Origin of the sequence: Aestuariimicrobium kwangyangense DSM 21549 (assembly GCF_000421525.1) — a bacterium.
GTDB lineage: Bacteria > Actinomycetota > Actinomycetes > Propionibacteriales > Propionibacteriaceae > Aestuariimicrobium > Aestuariimicrobium kwangyangense.
The window spans coordinates 320,432-337,780 of record NZ_ATXE01000004.1 but is presented as its reverse complement, the minus strand read 5'-3'; the positions used below and the strand labels follow the sequence as shown (position 1 = coordinate 337,780).

Annotated in this window: 12 protein-coding genes; 5 read left to right on the top strand and 7 right to left on the bottom strand. The window is 68.9% G+C overall.

What is annotated here, in order from left to right:
* Positions 1–2: 2 nt before the first annotated feature.
* Entirely contained in the window at positions 3–1,244 is a 1,242-nt protein-coding gene (locus tag H507_RS0113495; RefSeq protein ID WP_022911227.1) for an AAA family ATPase, read from the top strand.
* Here H507_RS0113495 and H507_RS16995 read toward each other — a convergent pair.
* On the bottom strand, positions 1,210–1,869 hold the full coding sequence (locus H507_RS16995) for a helix-turn-helix domain-containing protein (protein WP_084707851.1): 660 nt from the start codon (positions 1,867–1,869) through the stop codon (positions 1,210–1,212). The two genes, H507_RS0113495 and H507_RS16995, sit on opposite strands and share 35 nt — an antisense overlap.
* 80 nt (positions 1,870–1,949) lie before the next feature.
* On the opposite strand from H507_RS16995, the gene H507_RS16990 reads away from it, so the two are divergent.
* Together H507_RS16990 and H507_RS16985 are read left to right on the top strand one after the other, a co-directional pair.
* Positions 1,950–3,281 carry an MFS transporter gene (locus tag H507_RS16990; protein WP_022911225.1) on the top strand — a complete coding sequence of 444 codons (1,332 nt, stop codon included), beginning with the start codon at positions 1,950–1,952 and terminating at the stop codon, positions 3,279–3,281.
* Positions 3,282–3,361: 80 nt separating this feature from the next.
* Positions 3,362–4,738: a VOC family protein gene (locus H507_RS16985; RefSeq protein WP_051139826.1), complete on the top strand. Its 1,377-nt coding sequence runs from the start codon at positions 3,362–3,364 to the stop codon at positions 4,736–4,738.
* Positions 4,739–4,783: 45 nt separating this feature from the next.
* Here the strand turns inward: H507_RS16985 and H507_RS0113475 are convergent, their stop codons facing one another.
* Positions 4,784–7,075, bottom strand: coding sequence for a DEAD/DEAH box helicase (locus H507_RS0113475; RefSeq protein WP_022911224.1), 2,292 nt, complete (start codon positions 7,073–7,075; stop codon positions 4,784–4,786).
* 120 nt (positions 7,076–7,195) lie between these two features.
* Here H507_RS0113475 and H507_RS0113470 point away from each other — a divergent pair, with 120 nt between their 5' ends.
* Entirely contained in the window at positions 7,196–8,713 is a 1,518-nt protein-coding gene (locus H507_RS0113470; RefSeq protein WP_022911223.1) for a DUF7059 domain-containing protein, read from the top strand.
* A 47-nt stretch (positions 8,714–8,760) separates the two neighbouring features.
* Here H507_RS0113470 and H507_RS17520 read toward each other — a convergent pair whose 3' ends face one another.
* From H507_RS17520 to H507_RS0113445, 5 genes are all read right to left on the bottom strand, one after another.
* A complete protein-coding gene (locus tag H507_RS17520) occupies positions 8,761–10,008 on the bottom strand; it encodes an FG-GAP repeat domain-containing protein (protein ID WP_022911222.1) in 1,248 nt (415 codons plus the stop codon).
* A gap of 87 nt (positions 10,009–10,095) precedes the next feature.
* Positions 10,096–10,908 carry an ABC transporter permease gene (locus H507_RS0113460; protein ID WP_040438784.1) on the bottom strand — a complete coding sequence of 271 codons (813 nt, stop codon included), beginning with the start codon at positions 10,906–10,908 and terminating at the stop codon, positions 10,096–10,098.
* Positions 10,905–11,759, bottom strand: coding sequence for an ABC transporter permease (locus tag H507_RS0113455; protein ID WP_022911220.1), 855 nt, complete (start codon positions 11,757–11,759; stop codon positions 10,905–10,907). The genes H507_RS0113460 and H507_RS0113455 overlap by 4 nt, the downstream gene beginning before the upstream one ends.
* On the bottom strand, positions 11,756–12,757 hold the full coding sequence (locus H507_RS0113450; protein WP_022911219.1) for an ABC transporter ATP-binding protein: 1,002 nt from the start codon (positions 12,755–12,757) through the stop codon (positions 11,756–11,758). The genes H507_RS0113455 and H507_RS0113450 overlap by 4 nt, the downstream gene beginning before the upstream one ends.
* A 189-nt stretch (positions 12,758–12,946) precedes the next feature.
* Positions 12,947–14,116, bottom strand: coding sequence for an FG-GAP-like repeat-containing protein (locus H507_RS0113445; protein WP_022911218.1), 1,170 nt, complete (start codon positions 14,114–14,116; stop codon positions 12,947–12,949).
* A gap of 422 nt (positions 14,117–14,538) precedes the next feature.
* Between H507_RS0113445 and topA the strand changes: the two genes are divergently transcribed.
* Positions 14,539–17,349: a type I DNA topoisomerase gene (gene topA, locus H507_RS16975; protein WP_022911217.1), complete on the top strand. Its 2,811-nt coding sequence runs from the start codon at positions 14,539–14,541 to the stop codon at positions 17,347–17,349.

Below are 17,349 nucleotides of genomic sequence, written 5' to 3'. Positions count from 1 at the left end.
CCATGCTCACCCTTCTGGCCGTGCACGGCTATCGCTCCCTGCGCGAGGTCGTGCTGCCGTTGGCACCGGTGACCGTGATCACCGGCGCCAACGGAGTGGGCAAGTCGAGCCTCTACCAGTCGCTTCGGCTGCTCGCCGACACCGGGCGCGGATCACTGGTCGGGGCGCTGGCCGGGCAAGGGGGCCTGTCCCGGGTGATGTGGGCCGGGCCCGAGGAGATCTCCGGCGCCATGAAACGCGGCGAGGTCCCGGTCCAGGGAACCGGCTCACGGCGTCGTCCCATCAGCCTCGCCCTCGGCTTCGCCACCGACACCTTCGGATACCTGGTGGACGTCGGCCTTCCGACGCCGAGGACGACGGCCTTCGTCCGTGACCCCGTGATCAAGCGGGAGGCCATCTTCGCGGCGCCGCTGTACCGACCGGCGTCATCCCTGGTGGAGCGGAAGAACCACACGCTGCGGGTCAACGCGGGCCCTGGGTGGCGAGTGGTCGCCGAGGACCTGGACGATCGTGCCAGCATGCTGGCCGAACTCGGAGACCCGCAGGAGTACCCCGAGGTGTTGGCGGTGCGGCGAGAGGTCAACAGTTGGCGCTTCTATGACGGGTTCCGCACCGATGCCGATGCACCCGCCCGTCAACCCCACGTGGGCACCTGGACACCTGTGCTCAGTGACGACGGGGCCGACCTCGCCCCCGCGGTGCAGTCGATCCTGGAGTCGAGTTGGGAGCGGCCGTTCAGGCAGGCCATCGCGGAAGCCTTCCCCGGCGGCCGGATCGCGGTCACCGACCATGACGGGCGCTTCGAGATCGAGTTCGACCAGTCGGGACTGTTGCGCAGCCTGAACGCTGCTGAACTCTCCGACGGAACGCTGCGGTTCCTGCTGCTCGCGACGGCCCTGCTCAGCCCGCGACCCCCAGCGGTGCTGGTGCTCAACGAACCGGAGACGAGCCTCCACCCCGACGTGCTGCCCGTGCTGGCGCGGTTGGTCCAGGGAGCCGCCTCCCGCACGCAGGTGATCGTGGTCAGCCACTCATCCGCGATCGTCGACCACCTGCTGGGCGACCAGGATCCGGGCGACCGGGATCCCGGCGGCCAGGATCCCCTTGGCCCGGGCGATGACGATGCTCCCCGCGACGGCGGGGCCACCGTGCTCCACCACCGCCTCACCAAGAACCTCGGCGAGACGGTTGTGGAGGGCCAGGGGCTGCTCAGTCGTCCCCCGTGGAATTGGGGTGCCCGCTGAGCGACGGGCCACCCGCCTCGGCCACCGGCGACTGCCGCTGGCTGGTGTCGGGGTGCAGCGCCACGAACAACGACCATGGCTCGCCGTCGGGGTCGCGGGGTCGGTCGTGGTACTCGGCGAACAAGGCGTTCAGCCGCTCCCGGAACTCTTCGAGATCGTCGGGGCGGAGCCTCAGTCCCAACCTGGTCATGCCCCGGTACTCAGGGGAGACCTCCTTGATCTCGGCGAGGAAGGCCTCCAGCAGCGAGGCACCCGTCACGGGGGTGTCCATGTACCAGGACTTCCCCGTGGTCCGGTAGGGAATCTCCCGGGAGCCACGTCGTCCGCGACGTGCCTGCAGGGCCTCGAGGAAGCCGGTGTCGACCAAGGTGCGCACGTGGTGCAGGGAGGTCGCCGGGTTGAGACCCAGGGTGTCGGCGATCTCGCGATTGGTGGCGGGCTCATCCAGGCACAACCTCAGGATGCGCAGACGCAGACCCGAGGCGAGCGCCCTGGCCTCGGCGTCGGTGGCCATCCGCCTCACGAAGGGTTCGTTCCGCCCTGATACCCCGCCCAGGTCTGATGACTCGCCCAGGTCTGATGACTCGCCCAGGGCTGGCGACTGGCCCGCTGGTGGCACGTCCATGCACGTGACACTACTGGCTCGACCCAGGAGATATCAGCAGAGTGATTGACTTTTCCCAATCAGTCGTTCAGGATCGTCCCGTGAGCACCGAGACACCCCTCGTCGCATCGCCGGACAAGACCCGCCGCGACCTCTTCTTCCATCACGACTTCCGTCAGTTGTGGGTGGGAGACACCGTCTCGGTGTTCGGCGCCCAGTTCGTCCTGTTCGCGATGCCGCTGCTTGCCGTCCAACTCCTGCACGCCGGGGCCTTCGAGATGGGCATTCTGTCCATGCTGGAGTCGTTGGCGTTCCTGCTGATCAGTCTCCCCGCCGGTGCGTGGGTCGACCGCTGGCGCAAGAAGCGGGTGATCGTGCTCGGCGACCTCTCCAGGGCTGCCCTGCTGATCACCCTGCCGGTCGCGTGGCTGACGGGCTGGTTGTCGATGGGCCAGCTCTACCTGGTCGCCTTCCTGGTGGGATGCATCACCGTCTTCTTCGACGTGGCCAACCAGTCCTACCTGCCCGAGATCGTCGAGGGTGACCAGATCAGCGAGGGCAACGGCAAGCTCCAGGCCAGCCAGCAGACCGCCCAGGTCGTGGGCCCCGCGGCCGCCTCGGCCCTCGTGAGGCTGATCGGATCGCCCCTCACCATCGGCGTCACCGCCGTCTTCATGGCCCTCTCGTCGTTGTCGGTCAGCCTGATCCGGCACCGTGAGACCCCGCACGACCCGACCACCCGACGCCCGCTGGCGCACGAGATCCGTGAGGGACTGGACTTCGTCCTCAAGCATCCCCTGCTGCGGCGGATCGTGGCCTACACCGGCGGTTCCAACCTGGCCTCCTCGGCCGTCTTCGCATTGTTCGTGCTCTACGTCATCAAGACCCTCGGCTTCTCCGAGACGACCCTGGGTCTGGTCATGTCCGTCGGCGCCATCGGTGGCCTGCTGGGTGCGGTCTCGTCCGCCAGGTTCAGCCGGCTCGTGGGCGAGGGCCGGGCCATCCCGCTGTCGGCGCTGATGGGGGCGATCTTCATCGCGGCGATCCCGCTCGCCTCCGTGCTCCCGGCAGTGCCCACGCTGATGGTGGGCCAGTTCTTCACCTCGTGGGCGGTGGTCGTCTACAACATCACCCAGGTGAGCTTCCGTCAGCGCCTGTGCCCCAAACCCCTGTTGGGTCGCATGAACGCCTCGATCCGCTTCCTGGTCTGGGGGCCAATGCCCATCGGCGCCTTCCTGGGCGGCCTGGTCGGACGACACCTCGGCATCGTGCCGACCATGTGGATCTTCGTCGCGGTCTCCCTGTGCGCCGCCCTGCCGGTGGTGTTCTCGCCGCTCATCACCATGCGCGACCTGCCCCGTTCGCTGGACGCCCTCGCCGACAGCCACGTCGTCGGGGAGAAGCCGTCGGACGAACCCGACGACGTGCGCTGATCGACCTTCGTCGACCCGGTCTCGGGTTAGCGTCGGGGAGTCGACCGAGGCTCCCGGCCGAGTCGACCGAGGAGGCCACCATGGACGCCCAGCCGAACCCGAACCGACCAGACCTGAACCAGGACCAGCCCGACCAGGACCAGTCGGACCGAACCGCGCCCCTGACCGGACGGGAGTTCCAGCGCACCCCGGGTACCGAGCAGTGGCGCGTGCTGGGCGACGGTGCGGCAGCCTTCTTCACCGGCCCCCCAGGTTCACCGAACCATGCGCTCGGTGCGGCCCTGGCCCGGGACATCCTCACCGATGCCGCCGAAGGCGGTCATCGCGCCCCAGACCTCGACCTGCGCGGGCACGGGCTGAGGGTGGGTCTTCCGTGGCGACCTCCCGGTTTCACCCCCGAGCAGGTCGCCCTCGCGGCGGCCGTGACGGCCCGGGCGACACCTCTGAGGCTGCGGGCCGATCCCTCGGCACTCCAGGACCTGCAGCTGACCTTCGACGCGGTCGACACGGATTCCCTGATGGCCTTCTGGCACGAGGTCACCGGCCACCGCCGGGACGAGGAAGACCTGCGCGACCCGCACCGGCTGCTCAGCCCCATCTGGTTCCAGCCCATGGACGAGCCCCGTCCCCTGCGCAACCGCCTGCACCTGGACCTGCTCGCCACCGTCGAGGAGGTCGCCCGAACACTCGAGGTGATCCCCGAACTCGGTGCCGCCACCACCGACGCCGGCCCCTACGGTGCCCTGGTCACCGACGCTGAGGGCAACGAGGCCGACCTGCTGTGGCGCGAGGAGGGGCAGGATCGTTGGCTGGCCGACGGTCTCGACCTGTCCGACTGGCGCCAGGTCTTCGACGCCCAGGCCTGGTACCCCTGTGATGACACGGGGACGGTCGTCCGGTTCGTGACCGCCGTCGCCGAGCTCGCCGACACGGCCGCCCAGCCACTGCGGGTGGCGGTTCGACCGGGTTGGGTGGTGGTCTCGACCGGCAAGGACGGCTGGGAGAACACCGACCTGGCACCGCTCGCCGCCGCCGTCCAGGCCTCGGCACGCGGCCTGGGGCTGCGGGCAGCGAGTGAGCGAGCCCGGTTCCTGCAGCTGGGCATCGATGCTGCCGACGTGGAGGGTTTGCGCAGGTTCTGGTGCGCCACACTCCACTACGAGCCCGACCCGCGTGAGCACGTGACCGACATCATCGACCCCCGCGGCATCGGCATGCCGCTGTTCTTCCAGGAGATCGACGGCGGCGACCAGCCCAGACGGGCCCAGCGCAACCGCATCCACGTGGACCTGTTCCTACCCGACGACGAGGTCGAGGCACGGGTGGCGGTCGCGGTCGCCGCAGGCGGCCGGGTGCTGCGCGACCGGGCGCCCTTCTGGTGGACGATCGCCGACCCCGAGGGAAACGAGATCGACCTGTCGACCAGCATTGGCCGCGAGGAGGCGTGGGGCGACTGACCCGGGAGAGCTCCACGCCTCCGAAACCGTCCGTGGGTCCAAGCGTCAGTGGGTGGGTGCCTCGAGCACGCTGCCGCTCAGCACGAGTTCAAGCAGGTGTCGGGCTGCTGACTTGTCCAGCATCTGATTGGCGTTGCCGCACTTGGGTGAGACCACACAGGCGGGACAACCCACCTCGCACCCGCACCGCACCAGTCGGTTCCACGTCGCCTCCAGCCACGACTCCGCCGTCTCGAAGCCGCGTTCGGAGAAACCCGAGCCTCCGCGAAGTCCGTCGTGGACGAAGATGGTCGCTGTTCCCGTGTCGGGGTGCATGGGTGTCGAGAGACCGCCCAGGTCCCACCGGTCGCAGGCGGCGAACATGGGCAGCAGACCGATCCCGCAGTGTTCGACGGCGTGCAGGGCCGAGGCCAGCCGCAGGTCGTTGAAGCCCAGTTCGGCGACCACTTCGTCGGGGAAGGTGAACCAGACCGCCCGGGTCTGGAAGGAGTGTCGGGGGAGGTCGAGCGGCGACTGGTCCCACACCTGTCCCGTCACCTCATCACGGCGCAGGTAGCCCGTGACCTGCGACGACATCAACACGGTGCCCGCGTTCACGGTGGCCGCGGTGGGGCCGAACGAGCGGGTGTGCTGCCATCGCCGGATCGCCACCTCGGAGCTGTCCAGGGCCTGGGTGGAATACCCGGGACGGGCCTGCCGCACCACGGCCTGCCCGTCCTCGGGGGCGTAGGAGCTCACCACCCACTGGTCGCCCTGGTGCAGGTAGACGGCACCCTCGAACAGCTCGCGGTCGGAGGCCGTACGGTCGACCGAGCCGACCACTCGTCCGGTCTCGACGTCGACGATCTCGACGGCGTGCCCGCCGGCGGCCCTGATGTCGATGTGGTCGACGGCGCGGTCGGGCCGGGTCCAGTACCACCCGGTGGGGCGTTTGCGCAGTGCCCCCAACGACGCCAACTGATCGGCCAACTGCTCCATGCTGGGGCCGAACCAGCGGGCGTCCTCGCTCGTCAGCGCCGACTCCTGGGCAGCCGCGGTGAGGTGTTGGCCCAGGACGGGCGGATGGTCGGCGTGCAGCACGGTCCGTTCGACGGGCGCGTCGAAGATCAGCTCCGGATGGGAGAACAGGTAGGCATCCAGAGGGTCCTCGCGGGCGATCAGCACCGCCAGACCGTCACGGTCGCGACGACCGGCTCGTCCGACCTGTTGCCACAGTGCGGCCAGCGTCCCGGGGAAGCCCGTCACGACCACCGCGTCCATTCCTGAGACATCGACCCCCAACTCGAGGGCGTTGGTGGCGGCCACCCCCGTCAGGGAACCCGTCTGAAGACCCGCCTCGAGGTCGCGCCGGTCCTGGGCCAGGTAGCCCGCCCGGTAGCTCGCCACCCGTCCCTCGCCCTTGACCTGGTCGGCGGCTCGCAGTGCCACCACCTCCGACAGCCGCCTCGAGGGCACGAAGGCGATGGTCTGCAACTGGGCGTCCACGAGTCTGGCCAGCAGCCAGGCCGCATCGTCGGTGGGGGCGCCGGTCGGCTGCCACAGCACCACGTCACGGGCCGGACGAGGGGAGGCGTCATCGTCGATGACGGTGATCGATGGCTCGCCGATCAACGTGGCACCCGACCGGTCGGGGTCGGTGGGGGTGGCTGAGGCCAGGACGAACGTGGGGTGGGCGCCGTAGCGGGCGCACAGCCGACGCAACCGCCTCAGCACCAGCGCCACGTGGGTGCCGAAGGTGCCGTGGTAGCGGTGCGCCTCGTCGACCACGACGTAGCGCAGGTTCGCCAGCAACCTCGTGTAGCGCTCATGGTTGGGCAGGATCGACAGGTGCAGCATGTCGGGATTCGTGAGCACGTAGCGGGCATGGTCACGCGCGAACCGCCGCTCAGCCTCGTCGGAGTCACCGTCGAGAGTGCCCACCTTGAAACCTGCGGGCGCCAATGACCGGGCCACCCGGTACTGGTCGTGGGCCAAGGCCTTGGTCGGGGCGAGGTAGAGCGCGGTGTGGGTGGGTGCCAACAACTGCCCTCGCCGTGCCGGCACGTCCACCCCGATCAGGGGGGAGCCCGACGCAGTCGCCGCCAGGATCGGCAACAGGTAGCCCAAGGTCTTTCCCGACGCCGTCGACGTGGTGATGGCGGCGTGGTCACCGGCGAACAGGGCATCGGCGAGGTCACGCTGGTGGGCCCACGGCCGGGGTATGCCGGTGGCCTCGATGGAGGAACGGATGTCATCGGGGAGCCACGTCGGCCAGTCCGTGGTTCGTCCGACGCTGGGGGCACGGTGGTGGAAACCGACGGCACGCGCATCGGTACCCAACCACTCAGGAATCGCCACCGCTCCAGCATGACGCACGCCTACGACAGTTCCCCCATCAGGTCCATCCGACCGTCGGCTCGTACCCGGGGCTGGCTCGGGGCTGGACCAGCGGTCGCGCGTTGGGGGCATGCTTGGGGCATGGCCACCCCCTCGCTGCCTCCGTTGCTGACCGACGACCGCGCCGACCAGTTGCGTCGCGCACTCGAGGCGGCGCACTACACCGTCGACCGGGTGATCGAGCGAGTGGGCGAGGAGGGTCAGTCGGGACTGCAGCGCAACTCCACGATGGCTGCCCTGCACCACCTCGGCGACGCCCGCGACCCACTGGCCTGCCTGGTGCGGCTCTTCGTGCTCCAACAACCCCTGCCCGAGGTGTTGGCGCACTCACCCTTCGACGGACCGCTGTTCGACGCCCTGCTCGCGGCCGGCATCGTGGAGCGCACCGGAGCCGGCGACAAGGTGCGCGCCGGCGTCGACGTCAGACCCTTCTCGAGCCCGGACGACGGGGCCACGGGTTGGGTCGTCTCCGACCTGCATCCCGGTCTCGACCAACGGGTGGCGCCGATGCGTCCCGACTATGTGCTGGGGCTGTCACCTGCGAGCACGACGCTCGCCCAGCTGGTCAACCGCGCACCGGTCGCGACGGCCCTCGACCTCGGAACCGGCTCGGGTGTGCAGTCTCTCCACCTCGCCAGCCATGCCGACCGGGTCGTCGCCACCGACCTCAACCCTCGTGCCCTGCAGCACGCCCGACTCACCATGCAACTGGCCGGGCTCGACCAGAGCCGGGTCGAGTTGCGGGAGGGGTCGCTGTACGAGCCCGTCGCCGAGCAGCGGTTCGACCTGATCGTCACCAACCCTCCGTACGTGATGAGCCCACCCACCGGGGAGCGGCTGGTCTACCGCGAGGGCTCCTTCACCAGCGACGGCCTGGTCGAGGCCGTGGTCAGGCAGGCACCCGCCCACCTCACCGAGGGCGGCAGCCTGCAGGTGCTCGGCAACTGGGCCAACCTGGCCGGCCGCGACACCACCGAACGCCTCGCCGACTGGGTCGCGGGTTCGCGTGCAGACCTGTGGGTGATCGAGCGGGAGCGTCTCGACCTCTTCGAGTACATCGAACTCTGGCTTGCCGACGCGGGTCTGTCGACCAGCCACCACTACGGGCAGCGGTACCGCGAGTGGCTGGGGTACTTCAGCGAGCTGGGCATCGAATCGGTGTCGATGGGCTGGATCACGCTCACCCTCAGCGGTCGCGAGCAACCCGACGTCACCGTGGAGTCGTGGCCCTGGCAGGTCGAACAGCCCGTCGGGCAGGCGCTCGGACGACGCAGCAGCGACCTGACCGCCAGTCGCGTCGACGCCGGAGCGCTCCTGACCCGGGCGTGGCGGCTGCGTGACGATGTCATCGAGGAGACCACCGGACGACCCGGTGCCGAGGGTCCCGAACATCTGGTGCTGCGCCAGACCAGTGGGCTGCGTCGGGCCATCGAGTGCGACACGGCGCTCGCGGCGGTGCTCGGTGCCAGCGACGGCGACCTGACCCTCGGCCAGATCCTGGCAGCCGTGGCCCATCTGCTGGAGGTCGACGAGGACGACCTCACGGCCGACCTGCTTCCCCGATTCCGCCTTGCCGTCGAGCAGGGATTCCTGGAGTGAGTTGTCGTAGGCGGGGGGCGACCCCCGCGGGGACGACCCGGCGGGCCTCAGGAGAGGGCGTCGACCCCTTGCCAGTTCTTCCCGATCTTGTGACCGACGCTGAAGGTCCCGTTGCCGCGTGAGAACCACGCGTACAGGGTGCCGTCCGAGGCGATGCCGATCATGTCGAAGAGCTGGTCACCGTTCAGGTCTCCCGGGGAGGAGACCGTGCGGATGCCGCCCCAGCCCCGTCCGACCTTGGCCGAGTTCCAGATGCTGCCCGTGCCGTTGAGGGCGTAGCGGAACAGGCCACCGTCCTTCCTCACGGCGAGCAGGTCCGCGATGCCGTCACCGGTCAGGTCACCGATGCTGAACAGGGAGCGGATCTCGCTCCATCCGGTGCCCACCACCCGGCCGGAGGTGAGCCCCCGCGCCGACAGGGAGTAGCGCAAGAGCTGACCCGAACTGTTCCGGGCGAACAGCTGGGTCGGCGCCCCGGGTGCCGTGCGGGGGGTGACAGCGAACAGCGACGAACTGGCCCAGCCCCGTCCGATCTCGATGGGCAGCGCGATGCGACCCTGTTCCATCACCCGCAGGTACAGGATCCGCCCGTCAGTGGTCGACGCCACCAGGTCGGCATACCCGTTGCCGTCGAGGTCGGGGGTGCGCGAGATCCAGCGGTAGGCGATCTCACTGGTGCCCCCCAGCCTCCAACCGCTCAGTGCCGGACCGGGGACGGTGCGGTAGATCTGGGTGAGCAAACCCTGCTGACCGTAGACGTCGGCGACCCGGTCACCGGTCACGTCGCCGTGCACCCCCGTCGCGCCGGGTGACACGGGGCGGGCGGCGGGCTCGTACGACGGCTTGCCGGCCTGGACCACATCGATGGTCAGGCCCTGCTTGAGGTCGTGGAAGGCCACCTGCTGGGGAAGGGTGGTGGTCGACAGGCCACCGGACGCGCACCCACCCGGCTTCAACTGGAAGCTGCCGAGCTCCGGGCCCAGGGTGGTTCTCCCGACCGTGAACCACGTGGAGCGGGTGGCCGAGGTCGACCAACTGAAGGTCTCGGGCCCGACGGGGATGGTGCGGGTGGTCCGGTTGCACAGGGCGACCGACAGTTCCCATCGCTGCTGCCCGTCGACCTGACGGGGGTACCCCACCTGGAGGTCGATGCCCTGGCTCGAGGCCACGACACCGAAGGTGACCTGGGGGCCGACGGCCTCTGCCCGAGCGGGCAGCGCGCCCATCAGGGAGGTACTGGCGGTGATGACGACGGCGAGCGCAGCGAGGGCGCCGGTGCGCAACGTGGAGAACATGACAGACCTCGACACGGGTTGGGGGATGCCGTCATCCTGCCACGCGAGGGTCCCCAGACCCGAAACTCCGGGGGTGAGGTCTCGACCTCAGGCGGAGGCTCCGGTGTAGTGGCGCAGGGCGTGCCGCCAGAACAACCGCGAGCCGGTCAGGAAGAGCACGGCGACCCCCACTGCGGCCGCCAGGGTGGCCCCGTCGACCCCGAGGACGATGGCCTGGGCCGGCACCGTCACCGCGAACGAGACCGGCACCACGAACGTCAGCACCAGGCGCAGCCATGGCGGGAAGATGCTCACGGGCCAGCGACCCGCCGACTGGAACAGGCCCTCGAAGACGACCAGGATGTTGTCGAGCTTGACGAACCAGAAGCTGAACGTCGACAGCATCAGCAGGAAGCTGTAGATGATCGCCAGCCCGCAAGCCAGGGCGACCAGGAAGGCACCCACCTGCCAGGGGTGCAGTCCCTGGCCGTCGGAGACCAGAGTCCAGGCGATGACGCCCACGCCGACCAGCAGGTCGGTCGCCGCCTGCGGTGCGACCGTCTGCACGCTGGCCAACACCTGGGAGTCGGCGGGCTTGGTGAGCGTGAAGTCGAAGGTGCCGAGCCTGATCGCCTCCATCAGCGTCTGCATCGATGGTCGGATCACCAGCCCGAGCAGTCCCGAACAGATGAAGAAGACGCCGACCAGCACCAGCAGCCCCGAGTGGTCCCACCCGTTGAGTTGTGTGGTCTGGCCGAAGATGACCGCCAGGCCGATCACCTGCGTGACCAGCCCGACCAGCGCATTCGCCACGGCGACGGCGAAGTCGGTGCGGTACTGCACGAAGTTGAGCAGCCCCACCCTGAGGTAGGAGCCGACCACGGCCAGATGGTGCCGCACGGCATTCACCACCCCCTTCATGAGCCGACCGCCGAGTAGGTGCGGACGGCTCGCGCCCACACCAGTTTCAGCACCACCAACGCCACCGCGATCCACGCCAGTTGGGCGAGGTAACCCCGCACCAGGTCGACGCCGACCGCACGACCGGTGACCACCTGGTTGACCCAGGCGATGTTGCCCCACGGGAAGGGGGTCCACCAGGCCAGCGTCTGCGCGGCCCCGGGCAGCACGGCCAGGGGTGCGAAGCCACCGCCCAGGAAGGCGATCAGCGAGAAGTAGACGGAATTGATGGCCGACACCTTGGTCACCCAGAAGGCCGCCAGCGACAACGTCCACTCGACCATGAACCGCAGCACCATCGCGAGTGCGGTCGCCAGCAGCCCGGCCAGCACCGACCCGGTGGTGAACACCGAGAGGTCGCCACCGAACAGCAGCACCAGCAGGACGGCGGCGGGCAGGATGCCGACCAGCCCGAGCAGTTTGTAGGCCAGGTTCTGGCAGATGTCGGTGTGGATCGGGTGCACCGGGCGCACCAGCAGCGGTGAGTAGGCGCCCGTGCGGATGCGCCACTCCATCTCCCACATGATCCACACGAAGGTCACGTGGTTGACGACCATCTCGAGGGCGAAGTAGGTGACGAAGCCGCTGGCGTCGTAACCGGCGACCCGGCCGCCACCCGCCACGGACCGCCACACCACGATCGAGACCAGCGGGTGCACGATCGAGGTGAACACCCAGATCAGGGTCGCTCCCCGGTAGGCGACCTGGGTGGCCAGGGCCGTGGCGAACTGACCCCGGTACATCTGCCAGAAGAACGACCAGCCACCTCGGGGGGCGAGCCGCCCGGCTGGCAGTCCCAGGCCGGTGCTCACGCCTCGTCCTGACTCGTGAAGACGCGCTCGATGACACCCTCGATGGGTGGCTCCTCCACCGTCAGGTCTGCCACCGGCAGCGTCGACAGCATCCGGGCCGCCACCTGCGGGGCGCGATCCTTGGGCACCTCGACGGTCAACCCGTGTGCCGACTGGTCGGTGATGGTGACGTCGTCGTGGTCACGCAGGCCACCGAGGTCAGCCGCGACGTCGGCGTCGGCGTCGAACTCGACGGTGATCGTCTTCGTGGCCGAGAAGGTCCGAACCAGTCCCGCCAGGTCACCGTCGTGCAGCAGCCGGCCGTGGTGGATCACGATCACCCGCTGGCAGAGGGCCTCGACATCTCCCATGTAGTGGCTGGTCAGCATCACCGACGCGCCGGTGCGCCGGTTGTACTCGGCGATGAACGACCGGATGCGGCGCTGCATGGCCACGTCGAGCCCGATGGTGGGCTCGTCGAGGAAGACGGTCATGGGCTGGTGCAACAGCGACCCCGCGACCTCGCACTTCATGCGCTCCCCCAGTGAGAGGTTGCGCACCGGCTTGTCGAGCAGCGAGCCGAGGTCGAGCAGGTCGGTGAGTTCGTCGAGACGTGAGGAGAAGTCGGCGTCGGCGATGCGGTACACCGCGCGGTTGAGCCGATAGCTGTCGATCACCGGGATGTCCCACTGCAGCTGGTTGCGCTGTCCCATGATCAGGGCCATGCTGCGCAGGTATCCGTGGTCCCGGCGCCACGGCACGTGCCCACCGACCGAGGCCTCCCCCGAGGTGGGGTGCAGCAACCCGGCCAGCATCTTCAGCGTGGTGGTCTTGCCGGCCCCGTTCGGGCCCAGGAAGCCGACCACCTCTCCCTCGGCGATGTCGAAGCTGATCCGTTGAACCGCCTCCACCTCACGCGTGCGCCGGCGGACGAGGGCACCCAGGGCCGCCTTCACCCCACCCTCGCGCACCGGCACCACATAGGTCTTGCGCAGGTCTCGCACGGTGATCGTGCTCATGGGCCGCCTCTCTGCGAACGCCACGTCCAGCTCCCCCGGACGGAGGATGCCTGCGTCAGCACACCCTCTCAGGACGACCTCGCAGATACCAGTGGTTCACGAGAAGCCACCTGCCCGACCGGTGCCGTCGCATCGGTCGGGCAGCTTCACGAGGCCCGCGAATGAACGCGTCCGGGGGCGCTGACGCACTCAGGCGAGGGAGGAGACGGACTGCCAGTTCTGGCCGATCTTCTTGCCCACGGTGAAGGTCCCGTTGCCCCAGCCCAGATAGGCGTACAGCGTCCCGTCAGAGCGCACGGCGAGGATGTCGCCCTTGCCGTTGAGGTTGATGTCGCCGGGAGAGGTGGCGAGACGCATCGACTGCCAGCCGCCACCGATACGGGCTGCGGAGGTGATCTGCCCGTTCGAGTCGACCTGGTAGCGATACAGCGTGCCGTCGGCGCGAACAGCGATCAGATCGGGATCCCCGTCGCCGGTCACGTCTCCGACACCGAGCATCTGGGTCATGGCGCCCCACCCCGTTCCGACCTTCCGCGGCCACTCGAGTCCTCGTTCGGTCAGGCGGTAGCGCATCAGGTCACCGGACTTGGTTCGGGCGAACAGGAACGTCTGTCGAGTGCTGTCATTGCCGGGAAGGATGGTGACCAAGGAGGTGGAGGCCCAGCCTCGGCCGATCTCATAGGGGACACCGAGTCGGCCACCCTCCATCGCGCGGAGCACCAACAGTCGTCCGTCGACGGTGCCGACGATGAGGTCGGTCATGCCGTTGGAATCGAGATCCACCGCCTTGGTGATGCGCCCGTTGACGACCACGCTGGCGATCGGGGTGTACACGGACCGCTGCAGGGTCAGGCCCGTCGACGTGGGGCGGTACAGATTGATGCCACCGGTCGCAGTGAGTGCGTACACGTCGGCTGCGTGGTCCCCGACGTAGTCGTTCGGGTGGAAGGTGGCGCCGATCGCCTGGGGGAAGCGCGTCGGTTCGTAGGTGCCCTCGAACTCGGTCGCGGGGACGATGTCGACGTTCAAGCCCAGCTTGTGCTGGTGGAATGCGAGTTGGTAGGGCTGGAACGCAGCGGTCGCGAGCGCTCCCGACACGCACGCTGTGGGGGCCAGCTGCACCGAGGGGAGCGGGGCGTGCACCGGGGTGTCCCGCTTGGCGAAGTAGTAGGAGATGTTGGCATCGCGGGAGAAGGAGAAGTTCTCGGGTCCGACCGGTATGGAACCCACGCTGTGGTTGCAGACCTTCACCGAGGTCTCCCAGACGCCTGACTCGCCGGCGGGCTGCGGCATCGTGGCCTGCACCTGGATGCCCTGGAAGGTCCTGGCGTAGCCGAACGAGATGAAGGGGCCCTCCACCCCGACTGCGTGGGCGGGGGTCGCGACCGCGATCGAGCCGACCGCAGCGGCGGCAAGGGCGAGCAGGGGTGCGAGGCGGGTGCGGTGCCTCGCCCAGGACGACCCGCCTGTTGGCGAGGATGCTGGCTGGACGGGTGCTGGCTGGACGGATTCTGGCTGGAGTGGTGTTGGCTGGACTGCTGTTGGCATGGCTGGCTCCTGGGTGGTGACGACACCCCGGATACGCCCACCATGACCGGCTCGGTTGCCCGGGTCGACGAAACTTCAGCTGAGGATCCTCACCTCGCCCACACCCGAACCCCACGCCCGGAACCCGGAGGACGACGGTTTCGCGGGCGGCGGCTACCATGCACACGAGCGGCGCCTCGTGACCACGGTCGCGTGATGGGCGCCACGCACCCGTTGTTCGAGCAAAGGCAGACATGTCGAAGACCCTCGTGATCGTTGAGTCGCCCACCAAGGCGACCAAGATCGCCAGCTACCTGGGCGATGGCTACATCGTCGAGTCCTCCCGCGGTCACGTCCGTGACCTGCCGCAGGGAGCCTCGGAGGTGCCCGCCAAGTACAAGGGTGAGAAGTGGGCTCGCACCGGGGTCGACGTCGAGCACGACTTCGAACCGCTGTACGTGGTGCAGGCCGACAAGAAGGCCACCATCCGCACCCTCAAGGACCACCTCAAGGATGCCGACGAACTGCTGCTGGCCACCGACGGCGACCGCGAGGGGGAGGCCATCGCGTGGCACCTGCTGCAGGAACTGAAGCCCAAGGTGCCCGCCAAGCGGATGGTCTTCCACGAGATCACCAAGCCCGCGATCCTCGACGCCGTCGCCCATCCCCGCGAGCTCGACCTCGACCTGGTCGATGCGCAGGAGACCCGCCGCATCCTCGACCGGCTCTACGGTTTCGAGGTCTCGCCGGTGCTCTGGAAGAAGGTGAAGCCGAGGCTCTCCGCGGGACGCGTGCAGTCGGTCGCGACCCGGTTGGTGGTCGATCGCGAACGGGAGCGGATGGCCTTCACGTCGGCCTCGTACTGGGACATCGACGCCACTCTGGTGGGCTCGGGTGAGGTCGCCGACTTCGGCTCGCGACTTGTCTCACTGGACGACGCGAAGGTGGCCCAGGGTGGCGACTTCGACTCCCACGGCAGGCTGAAGTCGGCCAAGGCCGTCGCCCTGGACGAGACCTCGGCGACCGCCATCGCGACGGCCCTGACCGGGCGGGAGTTCGTCGTCGCCAGCGTCGAGTCGAAGCCCTACACCCGGCGTCCGTACGCGCCCTTCCGCACCACCACCCTGCAACAGGACGCCGGACGACGACTGCGGATGTCGGCCGAGGAGACCATGCGCGTGGCCCAGTCGCTGTACGAGGGCGGCCACATCACCTACATGCGTACCGACTCGACCACCCTGAGTTCGTCGGCCATCACCGCCGCGCGGGCCCAGGCCGTGCAGTTGTTCGGACCCGAGGCGATCCCGGATCGTCCCCGTGTGTATGCCTCCAAGGTCAAGAACGCCCAGGAGGCGCACGAGGCCATTCGTCCGGCCGGTGAGCACTTCCGGACCCCGGCCCAGACCGGTCTGACAGGAGCCCAGTTCCGGCTCTACGAACTGATCTGGCAGCGCACCATCGCCTCCCAGATGGTCGACGCCCAAGGACAGACCCTGACGGTCAAGTTCGAGGCCCGCCCCGAGACGCCGGTCGCCATCAGCCAGTCGAGCAAGCCCGTCGAGGTGGCCCACTTCACCAGTTCGGGCCGCACCATCACCAAGCCGGGCTTCCTGCGCGCCTACGTCGCCGGGGTCGAGGAGGACGAGAGCTCGGACGATGCCCAGGCGCGCCTTCCCCAACTGAAGCAGGGGCAGGCGGTGGCCGCCCGCGAGGTGGTGCCCGCCGGGCACGCCACCAAGCCGCCGTCGCGCTACACCGAACCGACCCTGGTCGCCAAGCTCGAGGAACTCGAGATCGGACGGCCCTCGACCTACGCCTCGATCCTGCGCACCATCACCGCTCGTGACTACGTGTTCAAGCGCGGCTCGGCGCTGGTTCCCACGTGGCTGGCGTTCGCTGTGACCCGACTGCTCGAGGAGCGCTTCGCCCATCTGGTCGACTACCAGTTCACCGCCGACATGGAGGGTGTGCTCGACGAGATCGCCCGCGGCAACGCGAAGCGACTGGGCGTGCTGACCGACTTCTACTTCGGCGACGCCGACGGGTCGTCGTCCCCCTCGGGACGCGAGGGGCTGCACCGGTTGGTGAACGAACTCGGCGAGATCGACGCCCGCGAGATCTCCACCTTCCCGATCGGCACCGGCCAGCTGGGCGAGGAGTCGGGCATCGTGGTGCGGGTGGGCAAGTTCGGCACCTACCTGGAGGACTCCGAGGGTCGGCGTGCCAACGTCGACGACGACCTGGCCCCCGACGAACTCACCGTCGACAAGGCACTGGAACTGCTCGCCACACCCACGGGCGAGGAGCGCGAGATCGGGGTCGACCCGCAGACGCACACCCCCATCGTGGCTCGCAACGGACGCTTCGGACCCTATGTCACCGAGGTGCTGCCCGAGGATGCGCCGAAGTCGGCCAAGCCGCGCACCGGCAGCCTGTTCGCCTCGATGGACCTGGCCACGATCACCCTCGACCAGGCACTGCAGCTGATGAGCCTGCCCCGGGTGGTCGGATCCGACGACGACGGTGCCGAGATCACCGCGCAGAACGGCCGCTACGGCCCCTACCTGAAGAAGGGCACCGATTCGCGTTCGTTGACCAGCGAGGAGCAGATCTTCTCGATCGGTCTCGACGAGGCGAAGCAGATCTTCGCCGCCCCCAAGACCCGCGGTCGGGCAGCGGCCCGTGGTCCGCTCAAGGAACTCGGCGCCGACCCGGTCAGCGGCAAGCCGGTCGAGGTCAAGGACGGACGGTTCGGCCCCTACGTCACCGACGGCGAGTTCAACGCCACCCTGCGCAAGGACGACTCCGTCGAGGAGATCACCCTCGAACGGGCCGCGGAACTGCTCGCCGAGAAGCGTGCGAAGGGTCCTGCTCACAAGCGGACGACCACCCGACGGGCGACCACCACCAAGAAGGCGCCGGCCAGGAAGGCCCCCGCCAAGAAGGCCCCGGCCAAGACCACTGCGGCCAAGACAACTGCGGCCAAGACCACTGCGGCCAAGACCACTGCGGCCGGGACGACTGGCTCCAAGCGCACCACCACCCGCTCGGCCTCGCAGGGCTGA

What these genes read in the sequence shown, in the direction of transcription:
- H507_RS0113495 (WP_022911227.1), top strand. Translation starts at nt 3, where the DNA reads ATGCTCACCCTTCTGGCCGTGCACGGCTATCGCTCCCTGCGCGAGGTC.
- H507_RS16995 (WP_084707851.1), bottom strand. Translation starts at nt 1,869, where the DNA reads ATGGACGTGCCACCAGCGGGCCAGTCGCCAGCCCTGGGCGAGTCATCA.
- H507_RS16985 (WP_051139826.1), top strand. Translation starts at nt 3,362, where the DNA reads ATGGACGCCCAGCCGAACCCGAACCGACCAGACCTGAACCAGGACCAG.
- H507_RS0113470 (WP_022911223.1), top strand. Translation starts at nt 7,196, where the DNA reads ATGGCCACCCCCTCGCTGCCTCCGTTGCTGACCGACGACCGCGCCGAC.
- H507_RS17520 (WP_022911222.1), bottom strand. Translation starts at nt 10,008, where the DNA reads ATGTTCTCCACGTTGCGCACCGGCGCCCTCGCTGCGCTCGCCGTCGTC.
- H507_RS0113460 (WP_040438784.1), bottom strand. Translation starts at nt 10,908, where the DNA reads ATGAAGGGGGTGGTGAATGCCGTGCGGCACCATCTGGCCGTGGTCGGC.
- H507_RS0113450 (WP_022911219.1), bottom strand. Translation starts at nt 12,757, where the DNA reads ATGAGCACGATCACCGTGCGAGACCTGCGCAAGACCTATGTGGTGCCG.
- topA (WP_022911217.1), top strand. Translation starts at nt 14,539, where the DNA reads ATGTCGAAGACCCTCGTGATCGTTGAGTCGCCCACCAAGGCGACCAAG.